At 76.2% G+C, this 15010-nt stretch carries 9 protein-coding genes; 3 read left to right on the forward strand and 6 right to left on the reverse strand.

Annotated features, from left to right (window positions below):
- Positions 1-20: 20 nt before the first annotated feature.
- Complete coding sequence (locus tag Voc01_RS39445) at positions 21-1937, forward strand: hypothetical protein (protein ID WP_203932808.1); 1917 nt, start codon at positions 21-23, stop codon at positions 1935-1937.
- A gap of 6 nt (positions 1938-1943) precedes the next feature.
- Here Voc01_RS39445 and Voc01_RS39450 read toward each other — a convergent pair whose 3' ends face one another.
- Positions 1944-3020, reverse strand: coding sequence for an Lrp/AsnC family transcriptional regulator (locus Voc01_RS39450; protein WP_203932809.1), 1077 nt, complete (start codon positions 3018-3020; stop codon positions 1944-1946).
- 72 nt (positions 3021-3092) lie between these two features.
- Between Voc01_RS39450 and Voc01_RS39455 the strand changes: the two genes are divergently transcribed.
- On the forward strand, positions 3093-4508 hold the full coding sequence (locus Voc01_RS39455) for an MFS transporter (protein ID WP_203932810.1): 1416 nt from the start codon (positions 3093-3095) through the stop codon (positions 4506-4508).
- Here Voc01_RS39455 and Voc01_RS39460 read toward each other — a convergent pair.
- The 4 genes from Voc01_RS39460 to Voc01_RS39475 all read right to left on the reverse strand — a co-directional run bounded on the left by Voc01_RS39460 (position 4462) and on the right by Voc01_RS39475 (position 12375).
- Positions 4462-5286, reverse strand: coding sequence for a class I SAM-dependent methyltransferase (locus Voc01_RS39460; RefSeq protein ID WP_203932811.1), 825 nt, complete (start codon positions 5284-5286; stop codon positions 4462-4464). The two genes, Voc01_RS39455 and Voc01_RS39460, sit on opposite strands and share 47 nt — an antisense overlap.
- Before the next feature lie 89 nt (positions 5287-5375).
- Positions 5376-8336, reverse strand: a complete 2961-nt coding sequence (locus Voc01_RS39465) for a winged helix-turn-helix domain-containing protein (RefSeq protein ID WP_203932812.1) — start codon at positions 8334-8336, stop codon at positions 5376-5378.
- Between the two features lie 83 nt (positions 8337-8419).
- Positions 8420-8611, reverse strand: a complete 192-nt coding sequence (locus tag Voc01_RS39470; protein ID WP_203932813.1) for an MbtH family protein — start codon at positions 8609-8611, stop codon at positions 8420-8422.
- Positions 8608-12375, reverse strand: coding sequence for a non-ribosomal peptide synthetase (locus Voc01_RS39475; RefSeq protein WP_203932814.1), 3768 nt, complete (start codon positions 12373-12375; stop codon positions 8608-8610). Before Voc01_RS39475 ends, Voc01_RS39470 begins: the two co-directional genes overlap by 4 nt.
- Positions 12376-12543: 168 nt before the next feature.
- On the opposite strand from Voc01_RS39475, the gene Voc01_RS39480 reads away from it, so the two are divergent.
- Positions 12544-14910 carry an ATP-binding protein gene (locus tag Voc01_RS39480; RefSeq protein WP_203932815.1) on the forward strand — a complete coding sequence of 789 codons (2367 nt, stop codon included), beginning with the start codon at positions 12544-12546 and terminating at the stop codon, positions 14908-14910.
- On the opposite strand, the gene Voc01_RS54295 is transcribed toward Voc01_RS39480, so the two are convergent.
- Positions 14882-15010 (reverse strand): hypothetical protein, encoded by a 129-nt coding sequence (locus Voc01_RS54295; protein ID WP_275423804.1) that lies wholly within the window; start codon positions 15008-15010, stop codon positions 14882-14884. The genes Voc01_RS39480 and Voc01_RS54295 overlap by 29 nt on opposite strands.

Consider the following 15010-nt stretch of genomic DNA (forward strand, 5'->3'; position numbering starts at 1 on the left):
ACCGTGCACACCATCGCGGTGTGACGATGGTGACCGAGCCTGCCGCGACCGGACCGTTCCTGTCCACTGTGGACGACGGGACCGGTCCGGACGAGCTGACCTGGGCCCTGGGCAAGGGGGAACGGGCGCTGGCCGCCGGTGACCCGGCCGCCAGCCGGCCCTGGTTCGTGATCGCCTACCAGGCCGCCGGGGAGCGCGGCGACGCCGCGGCGATGGCGCGCGCCGCCCTCGGCCTCGGCGGCGTCTGGGGAACCGGCGACCGGTCCACCACCGGCGCCGCCCTGCAGCGCAGCCGGCTGCGTCGCGCGCTCGACGCCCGGCCGGCGGACCCGTCGCTGGTCCGGCGGCTGCGCGGCCGGCTGGCCGCCGACCGGGGCGACCCCGGCCCCGTGCTCGACCTCGCGCGGGAGGCCCGGGCGGCCGGCGACCACGAGGCGTGGGTCGACCTGGCGGGCCTGGCCCACCACCGCATGCTCGGACCCGACCACGCGGCCGGGCGGCACCGGCTCGCGCTGGACCTCGTCGCCGAGGGCGCGCACACCGGCCGCCCGGCGGTGCAGCGGCTCGGACTCATGTGGCGCACGGTGGACCTGCTGCTCGACGGCGACCCGCGCGCCGACGCGGCGCTGGCCGAGCTGCGCGCCTCCGGCCCGTCCGACCGCCACGACGCGGCCGGCACCGTGGTCCGCGCGGTCGACGTCATGCTCGGCGTGCGGGCCGGCCGGCTCGCGTGGGCCGGTGACGAGGCCGACCGCCTCGCCCGGGCCGGCGTCGCCGCCGGCGACCCGCACGCGCCGCGGTGGCACGCCAGCCAGGTCCTCGCCGTCCGCTGGTACCAGGGCCGGCTCGGCGACACGGTTCCGCGGCTCACCGAACTCGCCGCGTCCGGGTCCGGCGACGACCGCGACGCCGTCACCGCCGTGCTCGCGGTGGCCACGGCGCTGGCCGGCGACCACCGGCGGGCCGCCGGAGCGCTCGCCCGCCTCGGCGGCGGCGACCTGGGCCGGGTCTCCCGCACCGGCACCTGGCCGCTGACCCTCTACGCCGCCGTCGAGGCGGCCGCGCTCCTCGGCGACGTCGAGACGTCACGCACCGCGTACGACCTGCTCCTCCCGTTCGCCGACCGGCCGATGGTCGCCAGCCTCGGCGCGGTGTGCCTGGGCTCGACGCACCACGCGTTGGGCGTCGCGGCGATGACCCTCGGCCGGCCCGGCGTCGCCGTCACCCACCTACGGCGGGCGCTGCGGGCCAACCTCGCGCTGGAGCACTGGCCGGCCGTCGCCATGACCCGGTGGCGGCTGGCCGAGGCGCTCGACCCCGTCGACGGACCCGAGGAGGCCGCGGCCCTGCGGACGACCGCCCGCCAGGAGGCCGACGAGATCGGGCTGCGGCTGCCGGACTCGGGCCCGCCGCCGCGGTCCGGTCTGTCCTGGCGCCGCGGCGGCACGCACTGGACGGTGACGTTGGGCGGCCGGACCGCACACGTGCGCGACGGCCGGGGCGTGCGCTACCTCGCCGTGCTGACCGCCAACGCCGACCGGGAGATCCTGGCCGCCACGCTGGTCTCCGGCCTCGCCGGCGACTGGGACGGCGGCACGCCGCCCGCGCCGCAGCCCGTGCTCGACGACGTGGCCCGACGCCGGTACCAGGCGCGACTCGCCGAACTCACCGAGGCGATCGAGACCACCGGCGACGTGGACCGCCACGACCGGCTCACCCACGAGCGCGAGTGGCTGCTGCGGGAACTGGCCACCGCGGCCGGCTTCGGCGGGCGGGCCAAGACGTTCGTCACCAACGAGGAGCGCGCCCGCATCGCGGTCGGCAAGGCGATCCGCCGCGCGATCGGCCAGCTCGACCGGGTCTGCGCCGACATCGCCGGGCATCTGCGCGAGCACGTGCGGACCGGCCGGTACTGCGTCTACCTCACCGACCTGTAGAACGGGTCAGGCGTCGCGCAGGCGCTGCAGGAACGCCGACTCGGCGTCGGCGGCCTTGCTGTCTGGCCACGGGCCGACCGGCACCAGCCGGATGTGCCGGCCGCGCGGGTCGAGGATGTGCCCGCCGTGCTTGAGCGGCCACAGCGTCACCGCCCGGTCGGCGATGACGAGGTCGGGGATGCGCGTGGTCAGGTTCGTCTCCAACGCCTCCACGTCGTCGAGCGAGGGCACCCAGACCGTGAACGTGAGGTTGTGCCGCCCGGTCAGCGACATGCACATGCGCACCTCCCGCAGCCCGGCGAGCTGCGCCGCGATCGGCGCCACCCCGCTGGGCGGCACCGAACCCCACAGCGTCACCGCCACCGGCCACCCGGACAGGTCGCGGGCGACCTCGCAGCGGTAGACCAGCAGCCGGTCGGCCTCCAGCCGGGCCAGGCGGCGCTGCACCGTCGTCGGGCTGAGCCCGGCCCGGTCGGCGATGTCCACGATGGACTGCCGGCAGTCGGTGCTCATCGCCGCGATGACGGCCATGTCGGTCTCGTCCGGGTCGGCCACCGGCCGGCCGGTGCCCGGGCGTGGAGGGCGGCCGCGCTGCAGCGCCGCGAGCGTGTCGCCGGTGAACCGGTGCAGCCGCCACCGGGTGCCGTCGGCGTGCAGCGTCGTCGCGACCTGTGACCGGATCCCGGTCACCCCGTCGAGCTCGCCGAGCCGGAAACCGACGTAGCGGGCCAGCGACGCGTGGTCGGCGAAGGCCGCCGTGACGAGCAGGTCGCAGGGACCGGTGGTGTGCACGACGTTGATGGCGTGGGGATCGTCGAGAAGGTGCTCGGCCACCGAGTACAGCCGCGCGGGCGCGCAGTCGACCTCGATGACCGCGATGATGGGCGACACACCGGGCAGCCGCATCGGATGGCAGCTGATCCAGGCCAGCCCGGCCCCGGTCATCCGGGCCCACCGCCGCGCCGCCGTCGACGCCGACACCTCCACGGCCTGCCCGATCCGTTGCCAGTCGGCCCGTGGCGCCACCTGCAGGGCGGCGACGATCCGGACGTCGACATCGTCGAGCTCGCCAGGTTCGCGCATCGCGGCCCTTTCCATCGTCGAATGTAGACATTCTGATCGCGGTGAACCGGCGGGAGCCACAGACTGTCGGGCATGCGCTACGCCCCCACCACCCGGACGGGCGCCGGCGTGCGCCTGCTCGTGCTCGTCGAGGTCACCAGCGGCTTCCTCCAGTACGGCCTCGTGCCGTTGCTGCCCCGGATCGGTGACCGGCTCGACGTGTCCGACGCCGCGCTGTCGTGGGTGATGGCCGTGCACCTGCTCGCCGGTGCGGCCTGCGTGCCGGTCCTGGGCCGGCTGGGCGACCGGCACGGACACCGGCGGCTGCTGCGGGTCAGCGTGGTGCTGGTCGCCGCGGGCACGCTTCTCGTGGCGCTCGCCCCGACGTTCGGGCTGCTCCTGCTGGGCCGGGTGCTGCAGGGTCCGATCGCGGCGCTGCTGCCGCTGGAGATCGCGCTCGTGCGCGGCGCGTTGCCGGTCGCCTCCGCCCGCCGCGCGGTGTCCCTGCTGGTCGGCGGGCTCACGTTCGGCGCGCTGCTGGGCGCGGTGACGACCGCCGCCGTCGAGGCGGTCACCGGCGAGCTGTGGTTGGCCCTGCTGGTGCCGGCCGCCATGACGCTCGGCTGCGTGGTGCTGTGCCTCCTCGGCGTACCGGAGTCGGTGCCGCTGCCCGGCGTGCGGATGGACTGGCCCGGCGCCGCCCTGCTCGCCGCCGCCACGGTCGGCCTGCTGGTCGGGCTGTCCACTGTGGACAGCAATGCTGCGGTGGCGCTCGTCGGGGCCGCGGCCGGCGTCGCGCTGCTGGCCGTCTTCGGCGCCGTCGAGCTGCGGACCGGGGACCCGCTGGTCGACCTGCGCGGGCTGACCGACCGGCGGGTGCTGCCCTACTACGGCGCGAGCGCGCTCTTCGGCGTGGTGTACTTCGGCACCCAGGCACCCCAGAGCGCGTTCCTGGCCGCCGATCCCGGCACCGACGGGTACGGCTTCGCGCTGAGCCCGATCGCCATCTCGCTCGTGCTCCTGCCGGCGATCGGGTGCAGCATCGTCGCGTCGCTGTCGTCCGCGCGCCTGGCCCGGCGCGTCGGCTACCGCGCCTGCGTCGTCGCGGCGTTCGCGGTCCTCGCCGCCGGGTTCGCCGCCATGGTCGCGGCGCGCGGCAGTCTCCCCGCGCTGTGCCTCACCGTCGCGGTGATCGGCAGTGGCGTCGGCCTGGCGCTCGGCACGCTGCCCACCGTCATCGTGGAGAGCGCTCCGCCGGAGCGGTCGGGCATCGCCACCGCCCTCTACAACAACACCAAGATGGTGGGCGGCGCCGTGGCCGGCGGCGCCTTCGCGGCGTTGACCGCGTGGCGGACGCCGGCCGGCACGGACGTGCCTGACGAGTCGAGCTTCCTGGCGATCTGGGTCGTCGCCGCCCTGGGCGCGGCCTGCGCAGCGCTCGCGGCCGCGCGGGTGCCGGCGGTCAGAACCGGTAGTGCAGCACGACTGTCCCCCGCCGCGACCAGGTGAGGCTGCGCGCGGCCAGCCGGTGGTACAACCGCCACACCCACGGGAACTCGGCGACCTCGGGCTCCCGGCTGAGCAGGATCTCCCGCACCAGGCGCAGCCGCGGGTTCCAGCGCTCGGGTTCACGCGGGTCGTCCATGCCCGGAAACCGGATCAGGTCGGCGACCGACCTGGTGCCCGGCGTGTGCCTCGTCAGCCAGACCACCGACCGGCTGTAGCTGTTGAAGACCAGCTCGCCGCCCGGGAAGTGGCTGATGAGCCGGTTCCACAACGCCACCAGCTCCGGCTTGGTCAGGAAGCCCATCAGTCCGTCGGCCACGACGAGCGCGGGCCGGTCGGTCGGCACCGCGGTCAGCCAGTCCTCGGTGCGCACGTCGGCGCCGATGACGTGTGCGTGGGGCCGCGCGGGAACCAGCCGCTCACGGGCCGCGGCGACCGCGGGGAGGTCGACGTCGTACCAGTCGACGGTGTCGGGGACCTCGATGCGGGTGTGCCGGGTGTCGAGGCCGGCGCCGAGGTCCAGCACGACGGCGTCCGGGTGCCGGGCGATGAAGCCCGCGGTCACCTCGTCGAGCTTCTTCGCCCGCAGCGCGGCGCTGACCCGCATGTTCGGGTCGATCGTGAGGCTGCGGTAGTCGTAGTCGAGCGTGCGCACGATCCGGTCGGCCGCGGCGTCGCCGAGGATCGGGCGGGCCGAGCGGTAGTCGAGGGCCCGGGCGCACAGCGTGACCCACAGGCTGTTCTCGAGCGGCGTGAACGCGGGCAGTGTCGTGGCGGTCATCGTCCGTCCTCCTCCATGGTGTCGCCATCAGCCTGGCCGCGCGTGGGCGATGGGACGTCCACCGGAAGGTGGAGCGCGGGGTGGAACCGTCAGTCCAGCAGCCCGATCGCGCGGGCGCGGGCCACCGCCTCGGTGCGGCGGCGGACACCGAGCTTGCCGTACAGGTGGATGAGGTGCGTCTTGACCGTGCTCAACTCCACGTACAGTTCGGCCGCGATGCCGGCGTTCGACCGGCCGACCGCGAGCAGCCGCAGAACGTCGAGCTCGCGGGCCGTCAACGGCGCGACCGGCCCGCCCCGGCCCGGTTCCCGTGCCTGTTCCCGTGCCGCGAGGAGGGCCGCGATCGGCTCGCCCTCGTCGCGGAAGGGACGGGTGACGCCCTCCGGCCCGGCCAGGGTGACCGCCTCGCCGGCCGCCGCGAGCGCGGACCGGCGATCGCCCCGGGCGTCGGCCGCCAGGGCCCGCAGGATCAGCACCCGCAGCCGCAGCCAGCCCAGTCCCGCGTCCTCTGCCAGCCGGGCGGCGGCGTCGAGGTGCACCCGTGCGCGGTCGAGCAGCTCCGCGTCCCCGGTCACCCGTCCCTGTGCCACGAGAACCCGCGCCGGTGTGACGGCGCCGGCCTCGACGGCGGCCGCGCCGAACCGGAGCAGGTCCGGCAGCGCCGCGGCGGCGACCGGCGCTGTCCAGGCGACAGCGGTGGCCCACCCGACGGCGGCGGCTCCGTCACCGGTCGCCAGCAGTACCCGCGCCTCGGCCGCCTCCAGGAGCCGCGTCACCATCGCGTACGGCCCGTGCCGCACCAGCGGCCCGACGTCGTCGAGCAGCGCCCGCGCCGCGGCCGCGTCGCCAGTCGCGAGGTGCAACCGGACGACCGGCAGGCACGCCAGCAGCACCAGCGGTGGCGCGTTGCCGAACTCGCGCGGCGCGACCAGCCCTCGCATCGCGTGGGGCCGCGCGGCGTCCAGGTCGTCGGCGTCGATCAGCAGGTCGGCGAGCGCGGCCTCCAACCGCCCCAGAATCGAGGGGACCGCGTGCGCGCTGGCCCAGTCCAGCGCCGCCCTCGCGGTGGACAGCGCCTCCCGGCGGGCTCCCCGCAGCCGCAGCACGGTGACCTGTTGCGTGGTCGCGGTGAGGCTGCCCTGCACCAGCCCGGCGGCCCGGTCGGTCGCGGCGGCGCCGGCGAAGGCCCGCTCGGCCCGGTCGAGCCGGCCCGACGCCAGCGCGGCCTGGCCCAGGCTGACACCGGCGATGCCCCGGAACGCCGGCTCGTCGGGCGGGAGGTCGGCGAGCGCGCGCTCCGCCCAGGTGACGGCCAGCTCCGGCGCGGTGTCGGGCGAGACGGTCGCCAGGTAGGCACGCGTGGCCGCGACCGCTCCCCGGGCGCGGGCGCCGTCGGTTCCGGACGGCGCGTCGCCGGCCGCGGGCAGGGCGGACGCGGCGGCCTCCGTCCAGGCGGTGGCGGGCTCCAGGTCGACCCGGTGGATGAGCAGCCACGCGTGGGCCAGGCACAGCATCGGCCGGCCGCGGACGACGCGCTCCGGCAGCGCCGCCAGGCCGTCGGCCAGGATCCGGTGGACGCTCATCGTCGCGAACATGGCCGGGGCCAGCGCCTCGACCCAGGCGGCGGCGTCCTCCGTCGCCCCGCCGGCCACGGCGTGACCGATTGCCTCCGGCAGCAGGCCCTCCCGGCCCAGCCAGGCGCTGGCCCGCCGGTGCAGGGCCGCCACCGCCTCCGGGCCGGCCTCGCGGGCCAGGCGGGCCCGCAGCGCGTCGGCGAACAGGCGGTGGAAGCGGTACCAGACCCGGTGGGTGTCGAGCGGCACGACGAACAGGTTCGACCGCTCCAGGTCCTCGAGAAGCTCCTGGCCCGACGCGGTGCCGACCACGGCGTCGCACAGCGGCGCGCACAGCCGGTCGAGCACGCTGACCTGGAGGAGGAACCGGCGCGTGGCCGGCGGTTGGCGCTCCAGGACCTCGGCCAGCAGGTAGTCGGCGACCAGCCGGTGCCCGCCGGTGAATGCGGCCACGACCGACGACGGGTCGGCGCGCTCGCGCAGGGCCAGCCCGGCCAGCTGGAGGCCGGCGGCCCACCCCTCGGTGCGCTCGACCAGGTCGGTCACCTGCGCCGGCCGCAGGCTCAGCCCGTCCAACAGTGTCTGTGCCTCGCGGACGCTGAAGCTCAGCTCGGGAGCCCGCACCTCGGTCAGCTGGCGCCGGGCGCGCAGCCGCGGCAGGGGCAGCGGCGGGTCCTCCCGGCTGGCGATCACCAGGTGCAGCGCCGGCGGCAGGTGGTCGAGCAGGAGCGCGATGGCGGTGTGCACGCCCGGGTCGCGGACCGCGTGGTAGTCGTCCAGCACCAGCACTCCGGGCGCGGGAAGGTCGACCAGGTCGTTGACGAGCGCGGTCACCACGACCTCGGGCCGGGCCGGGCGCGGCGCGTCGAGCCAGGCCCGGGCCGTGCGCCCGCAGCCCGGCGCCACGCTCTGGCAGGCGGCGACGAGGTAGCGGAGCACCTGGTCGGCGGTCTGGTCGCGGTCGTCGAGCGTGAGCCACGCGACGCGCCGGTCGACCTGCGCGAGCCAGGCGGCGAGCAGGCTGGTCTTGCCGGCACCGGCCGGCGCCGACAGCAGCGAGCAGCGGCCCGTGGCGAGGCCGGCGTTGAGCCGGGCGACGAGGCGGGGCCGGGGCACGAGGTCGGCGCGCGGCTGCGGCACGAACCACTTGGTCGCCAGCAGCAGCACCTCGGCGCCGGCCGGTTCCACCCGCGCGATCCGTTCGCTGAGCGTGGTGGCCGCACCGACCAGGCGCTCGTGCGTGAGGTCCTCGCCGCGGCCCAGGTACACCTTGTGCTGGCGGCCGGCGGCGGTGCGGTACGCGACCCAGTAGGCGCCGCCGCGCCGGCGGCGCTCCTTGCGGGCGGTGAAGACCCCTTCGGGGGACCGGAACGCGAACGACCGGGACGCCCCGTCATCCAGCCACGCGAACCAGGCCGGCGAGCCCACGGCCGGGCCGGTCGTGCCGGGGGCGTCCCGCAGCTGTCCCTCTGCCACCGAGGGGATCCGCCTCATCCCGTCCCCATCCGCGAGCGAGTACCCAACGTACCCAACCCACGGCCCGGCGGTCGAGAGCGCGGCTACCCCGGGTCGGGGTCCGCGGGCGCGAGACCGGTCCGGCGCAGGTGGTCCAGGCACGCGGCGCGGCCGGTCGCGGGGTGCACCACCGTCCAGCCCGCCGGTACGTCGACGAACGTGGGCCACAGGGAGTGGTCGCCGTCGGCGTTGGTCAGGACGACGAACGTGCCGTCGGGATCGTCGAAGGGGTTCACCGGGCCTCCAGTCGGGCGCGCACGGCGTCCCAGACGCGTTTGAGGATGTCGGGCCGGGTCATCTCGTCGTGGGCGCACGGCAGGCGCGTCTCGAGGACCTGGCCGGAGACGCGGCCCCGCCACCGTGCGGGGGTGACCCGGTCGGCCGGGTCGTTGCGGTCGGCCACCATCAGGAGCAGGTCGCCGTCGACGCGGCCGAACTCGTGGGTCCAGGCCAGCATCCGGTTGTCGCGGATCACCGCGGCCACATGGGCGGCGTCGTACCCCGAGGCGTCCAGGCGCCCCATCGCCTGGCGTACCAGGCGGTCCGGGTCCACCGGACGCGGCACGGTCGCCCGGTCGGGCGGTGCCGCGTCGAGCACGACCAGCGCGCCGACCCGCTCGCCCGCGGCCTGCAGCTGCCGGGCCATCTCGTGCGCCACGAGCCCACCGAACGACCAGCCGAGCAGGTGGTACGGGCCGGTCGGCTGCACGGTCCGGATCCGGTCGAGGTACGCGGCGGCCATCGACGCCAACGACCCCGGCCGCGCACCGGTGCCGTCGAGGCCGGCGGCCTGCAACCCGTACAGCGGCAGGTCGGCCGGTGTGACCCGGGCCAGCGGGGTGTAGCACCAGCCCAGTCCGCCGGCGGGGTGCACGCAGAACAGCGCGGGTCGGGTGCCGCGGCGCCGGATCGGCAGCAGGGGTTCGAAGGCCGGTGCCGAATGCAGCCGGACGACCAGGTCGGCCACGGTAGGCGCCTCGAACACCAGCGACACCGAGGCCGGCCAGCCCCGCGCCCGCAGCTCCGACACCACGGAGACCGCCAGCAGCGAGTGCCCGCCGAGCTCGAAGAAGTTGTCGTCCACCCCCACCGAGGGCAGGCCGAGCGCTTCGGCGAGGACCCCACACAGCACCTCCTCGGTCCACGTCGACGGCGCCCGTCCGGTCGCGGCGTGGGTGGGGCGGGGCAGGGCGCGGACGTCGAGCTTCCCGTTGGACGTCACCGGCACCTCGTCGAGGACCATCACCGTGGCGGGCACGAGGTGGTCGGGCAGGATGCTGGCCACCCGCGCCCGCAGCGCCGACGGGTCCGGCCGGACGCCGGCCAGCCTCGGGACGACGTACGCGGCCAGCCGGCGGTCGCCGGGGCGGTCCTCGCGCGCCACCACCACGGCGCGCCGGACGGTCGGCTCGGCGGCCAGCACGGCCTCCACCTCGGCCGGCTCGACCCGGTAGCCCCGGATCTTCACCTGCCCGTCGGCGCGGCCGCGGTACTCCAGCTCGCCGTCCCCGGTCCAGCGGGCGCGGTCACCGGTGCGGTACATGCGGCCTCCGGGCGCGCCCCACGGGCACGCCACGAACCGTTGCGCGGTCAGGTCGGGCCGTCCGAGGTAGCCGCGGGCCACCTGGACGCCCGCGACGTAGAGGTCGCCGTCGATGCCGGGTGCGACCGGTCGCAGCGCGGCGTCGAGGACGTACACGCGGGTGTTCGGCAGCGGACGCCCGATCGGCACCGGCCCGTCGCCGACCGCCCGGCCGGGTCCGACGACGTGGTGGGTGCAGGCCGCCGTGGTCTCGGTCGGACCGTAGCTGTTGACGACCGTCACGTCCGGGTGGCGGTCGCGCCACTCGCGCAGGGCGGCACCGGTCAGCGGCTCGCCGCCCAGCACGAGCCGCCCACCGGGTACGACCGCGCCGGGCAGGACGCCGAGGCGGGGAAGGTGGCTCGGGGTCGCCTTGAGAAACGTGGACCCGCCGCCGCGCTCGTCCAGCGGGGCGAGGTCGACGCGGCCGCCGGCGACGAGCGTGCCGAGCAGCGTCACCACGCTGAGGTCGAACGAGAACGAGGTGTGCAGCAACGAACGCCCAGCGAGCTCCGGGTACGCCCGCCGGCAGTGGGACAGGTAGTTGACCAGACCCGCGTGGCGGACGACGACGCCCTTGGGCCCGCCGGACGTGCCGGACGTGTAGATGACGTACACCGGATGCCCGGGCCGCAACGGCGACCGGCGGTCGGCGTCGGTGAGACCGCCCGCGCCGTTCGCCGGGTCGCGCGCGGGGCCGGCCGCGTCGGGGGTCAGGAACGGCACACCGGGAACCGACGGTATGTCCACTGTGGACACCGCCAGCGCCGGGCGGGCGTCGCGCAGGATGTGCCGCACCCGGTCGGCCGGGCCGTCCGGGTCCACGGGCAGGTACGCGCCGCCGGCCTTGACGACGGCGAGCACGGCGACCACCAGGTCGACCGACGGCCGCAGGAGGACACCGACCACCGATTCCGGCCCGACGCCGCGCCGCACCAGCACGCGGGCCAGCCGGTTCGCCCGCTCGTCGAGGGCGGCGTAGGTCAGGGATCCGACCGCCGCGGCGTCGGGTGTCCGTCGGACCTGCTCCTCGAACAGGTCCGGCAGCGTGCGCGGTGGCACCGGGCGGGCGGTGCCGTTCCAGTCGACCAGCACGCGGCGGCGGGTCGACGCCGGCAGCGGGTCGAGGCGCCGCAACGGTTCGTCCGGACGCCGGACCAGTTCGGCGAGCAGGTGCCGGAAACCTTCGTGGTGGCGGTCCAGGTCGGGTTCGCCGTACACGTCCGGGCCCGCGTAGGTGTCCAGGCGCAGCCGGCCCGGTACCGGGCCGACGAAGGCGGTGAACGCGAGGTCGTCGACGGGACCGGTCGACAGGACGCGCACCGTACCCGGGCTGGCGCCGAACATCAGCGTGCCGGGCGTCGGCAGCACGTTGACGCGCGGGCCGAACAGCCGCGTACGCGGGTCGTGGCCGCGCAGGTCGCGCCGCAACTCCTCGCACCGGTACCGCTGGTGGGCGATCGTCCGCCGCACCTCCCCCGACACGGTCCGCACGATCTCGGCGAACGGCGCGCGGCCGTCGATGCCGACCCCGATCGGCAGCACGTTCGTCATCATCGTCGGCACGGCGCGGGCCAGCGCGCCCGTGCGACCGGTCACGGTGAGACCCAGGTGCGCGTAGCCCGGCTCGCCGACGTACACCGCGGCGGCCGCGACGAGGAGCCCACCGACCGAGGTCCGCAGCGACCGGGCCACCGACCGGATCCGCGCCTGCTCCTCCGCGTCCAGGTGCGAGGTGCGGCGCAGCACCCGGGTGGAGACCCGCGGCGGCCGGTCGGACAGCCCGGTGACGGCGGGCCGGCCGGTGAGCCGGTCGAGCCAGAAGGCGCGGTCGGCGTCGAACGCCGCCGACCCGCGGTACCGCCGCTCCTCGGCCAGCAGGTCCGCCAGCCCGCCGAACGGGCCCGGGCCCGGCGACCGCCCGTGTAGCAGCGCCGTGTAGGTCTCGGCCACCCGGGCGGCGAGCAGCGCCACACTGTAGCCGTCGACGACGATGTGATGCCCGCGCGTGTAGAAGCGGTAGGACGCGGCGCCCACGCGCAGCAGCGCGAAACCGAGCAGGCGGTCGGTCGTCGGGTCCAGCGGGCGGGCGAGGTCGGCCGCCATCCACCGCGTCGAGGCCGCACCGGGATCCGGGGTGCCGGTGAGGTCGTGGACCGCGTGGTCCCAGGTGTCGCCGTCCGCCATCACCTGACGCGGGCCGGCCGACGTGTCGAGAAAGCGCGTGCGCAGGCAGTCGGCCTCCGACACCACGCCGCGCAGCGCCCGCTCGAACAGCGCCTCGTCGACCGGTCCGTCGATGTCGATGACCTGCGCCAGGTTGTACGTCGGGCTGGTCGGCGCCATCCGCTGGCCGAGCCAGACCCCCGTCTGCGCCACCGACAACGGCAGCCGACGTTTGTCCACAGTGGACTCCACGTGGTCTCCTCCTCCGCGACCGTCGTCGCTCGCGCAGGTGGTGTGCCACGGTCGTTCCGGGGGCCGGTTCCGTTGGGACCCCGACAGTGGCCAGCCGGTCTCCGGTGCGAGACTCGGTGGTGGCAGGCCACCGGACAGCACCGGACAGGACAGGATGGGGGCCCAACGGTGACGTCACAGGAGCTCCTGGTCGCGTTCTGCGGCGACCTCCGGCAGCTGTGGAAGTACGCGGGCGGCCCGAGCCTGCGGTCGCTCGCCCCGGAGGTGGGGCTGAGCAAGAGCCAGCTCGGCGCGATCCTCGCCGGCGAGGTGCGGCGGCCGCCGGACTGGCGGGTGGTGCACGGGCTCGTGTCGGCGATGGCGCGGTTCGCCGGTAGCCGCGGCCGGACGGTCGCCGGGGTGGGCGCGGCCGCCGGCGGCGGCCTCGAGGAGCACTGGCGGCACCGGCACACCACCGTCGAGCGCGCGTTCACGGGCCCGGAGCCGGTCCTGCAGCCGGCCCCGGAACCTCTACCGGAGCCGGTTCCCGTAACGCGGACGCCGGCACCGCCGGGCGCCGGGCTGCCGCCGCCCGCTGCGGGCTTCGCCGGCCGGCGCGAGGAGCTCGCCGCGCTCGACGGGTTGCTCTCCACCGACGGCGCGGGAACGCGGATCGCCGTCGTGTCGGGTACGGCCGGCATCGGCAAGACCACGCTCGCGGTCCACTGGGCGCACCGCGTGGCCCACCACTTCCCCGACGGCGTCCGGTACGTGAACCTGCGCGGGTTCGACCCCTCCGGGTCCACAATGGACATTCGCGAGGCGGTCCGGACGCTCCTCGACGCGCTCGGCGTCCCCGGATCCCGCATCCCGCCGGGGCTGCCCGCGCAGACCGCGTTGTACCGCGGCGTCCTCGCGACGCGGCGGGTACTGCTCGTCCTCGACAACGCCCGTGACCCGGGCCAGGTGCGCGGCCTGCTGCCCGGGCCGGGCGACAGCGTCGTGGTCGTCACCAGCCGCACCACGCTGCTGCCGTTGATCGTCGTGGAGGGCGCGGTTCCGGTGGTGCTCACCCTGCTCACCCCCGGCGAGGCGCGGGACCTGCTCGCCCGGCGGCTCGGCGACGAGCGGGTCGCCGGCGAGGAGCGGGCGGCGCGGGAGGTCGCCGTCCGCTGCGCCCACCTGCCGCTGGCCCTCGCGGTCGCAGCGGCAAGGGTCGCCACCCGGCGGGTCTACACGCTGGCCGCGCTCGCCGCGGACCTCGCCGACGGCTCCATGGACAGCCTCGCCAGCGACGACCCGCACACCGACGTCCGAGCCGTGTTCTCCTGGTCCTACGCCGCGCTGAGCGACGGCGCCGCCCGACTGTTCCGGCTGCTGGCCCTGCATCCGGGCCCCACGCTCGGCCGTGCCGCCGCCGCGAGCCTGTCGGGCCGGCCGCCGGCGGAGGTGCGCCGGCTGCTCGACGAGCTGACCGACGCGCACCTCGTGGTCGAGACGGCACCGGCGCGTTACGCGCTGCACGACCTGATGCGCGCCTACGCGGCCGAGCTGAGCGGGCGGTCCGACGATCCGGCCGGGGCCCTCGACCGGCTCCGCGGGCACTACCTGCACTCGGCCGCGACCGCGGTCGTCGCGCTCGACGCACGGCGACCGCGGATCGACCTGGAACCGGCCCGTCCCGGGGTGGTCGTCGACGTGGTCGCCGACCACGACGCCGCGATGGACTGGTTCGCCGTCGAGCTGCCCGCGCTCATGGCCATCGCCGGCACCCCGGGCGGCGCCGCGCGCACCTGGATGCTGGCCACCGTCGTCCAGCCGTACCTCGACCGGCGCGGCCGGTGGGCCGACCTCATCGCGCTCAACGAGCTCGCCGCGCGGGAGGCCGTCCGGCTCGGCGATCCCGCCGCGCTGGCGCACGCGCACCTGGGACTCGGGCTCGGCCACTACCGGTCCGGCGACGCCGCGACGGCCGGACCGCTCTACGAGAGCGCCGCCGAACGGTTCCTGGAGGCCGGCGACCGGGTCAACGCGGCGCGCTCCTACATCAGCCTGTCCTCACTCCGCGACCCGCCCGGGCGGCCGGGTCGCGGGCTTCGGCACGCCCGGCGCGGCTACGAGCTGTACCGCGACGCCGGCGACCCGCGACAGGCCAGCGCGTTGAACGCGATCGGCTGGCTGTACGCACTGGCGGGCGAGTACGGGGCCACCCTGGAGCACAGCGGCCGGGCGCTGGCGATGCACCGGGAGAGCGGCGACCGCATCGGCGAGGCGGCCGCCTGGGACAGCGTCGGCTACGCCCACCACCACCTCGGCCGGCACGACGAGGCGATCGCCTGCTACCGCGGGGCGTTGGGCCGGTTGCGCGACCTCGGCTTCCGCTACCACGAGGCGGAGGTGCTCACCCACCTCGGCGACACCCACCGGGCCGCGGGCGACCCGGACGCCGCCCGGCCCTGTTGGGAGGAGGCGTTGACGATCCTCGACGAGCTGGCACATCCCGACGCCGACGCCGTGCGCGGGCGGCTCACCACTGGAGGGTCTGCTCCTCGGTGAACTCGAGGATGCCGTCGAGCCCGAACTCCCGTCCGATCCCCGACCGGGCGAGCACATCCTGATCGACGCCGAGCCGTACCGGGCACTGGCCCGGCACCAC

Source organism: Virgisporangium ochraceum, from assembly GCF_016863655.1.
In the GTDB taxonomy this organism is placed as follows: domain Bacteria; phylum Actinomycetota; class Actinomycetes; order Mycobacteriales; family Micromonosporaceae; genus Virgisporangium; species Virgisporangium ochraceum.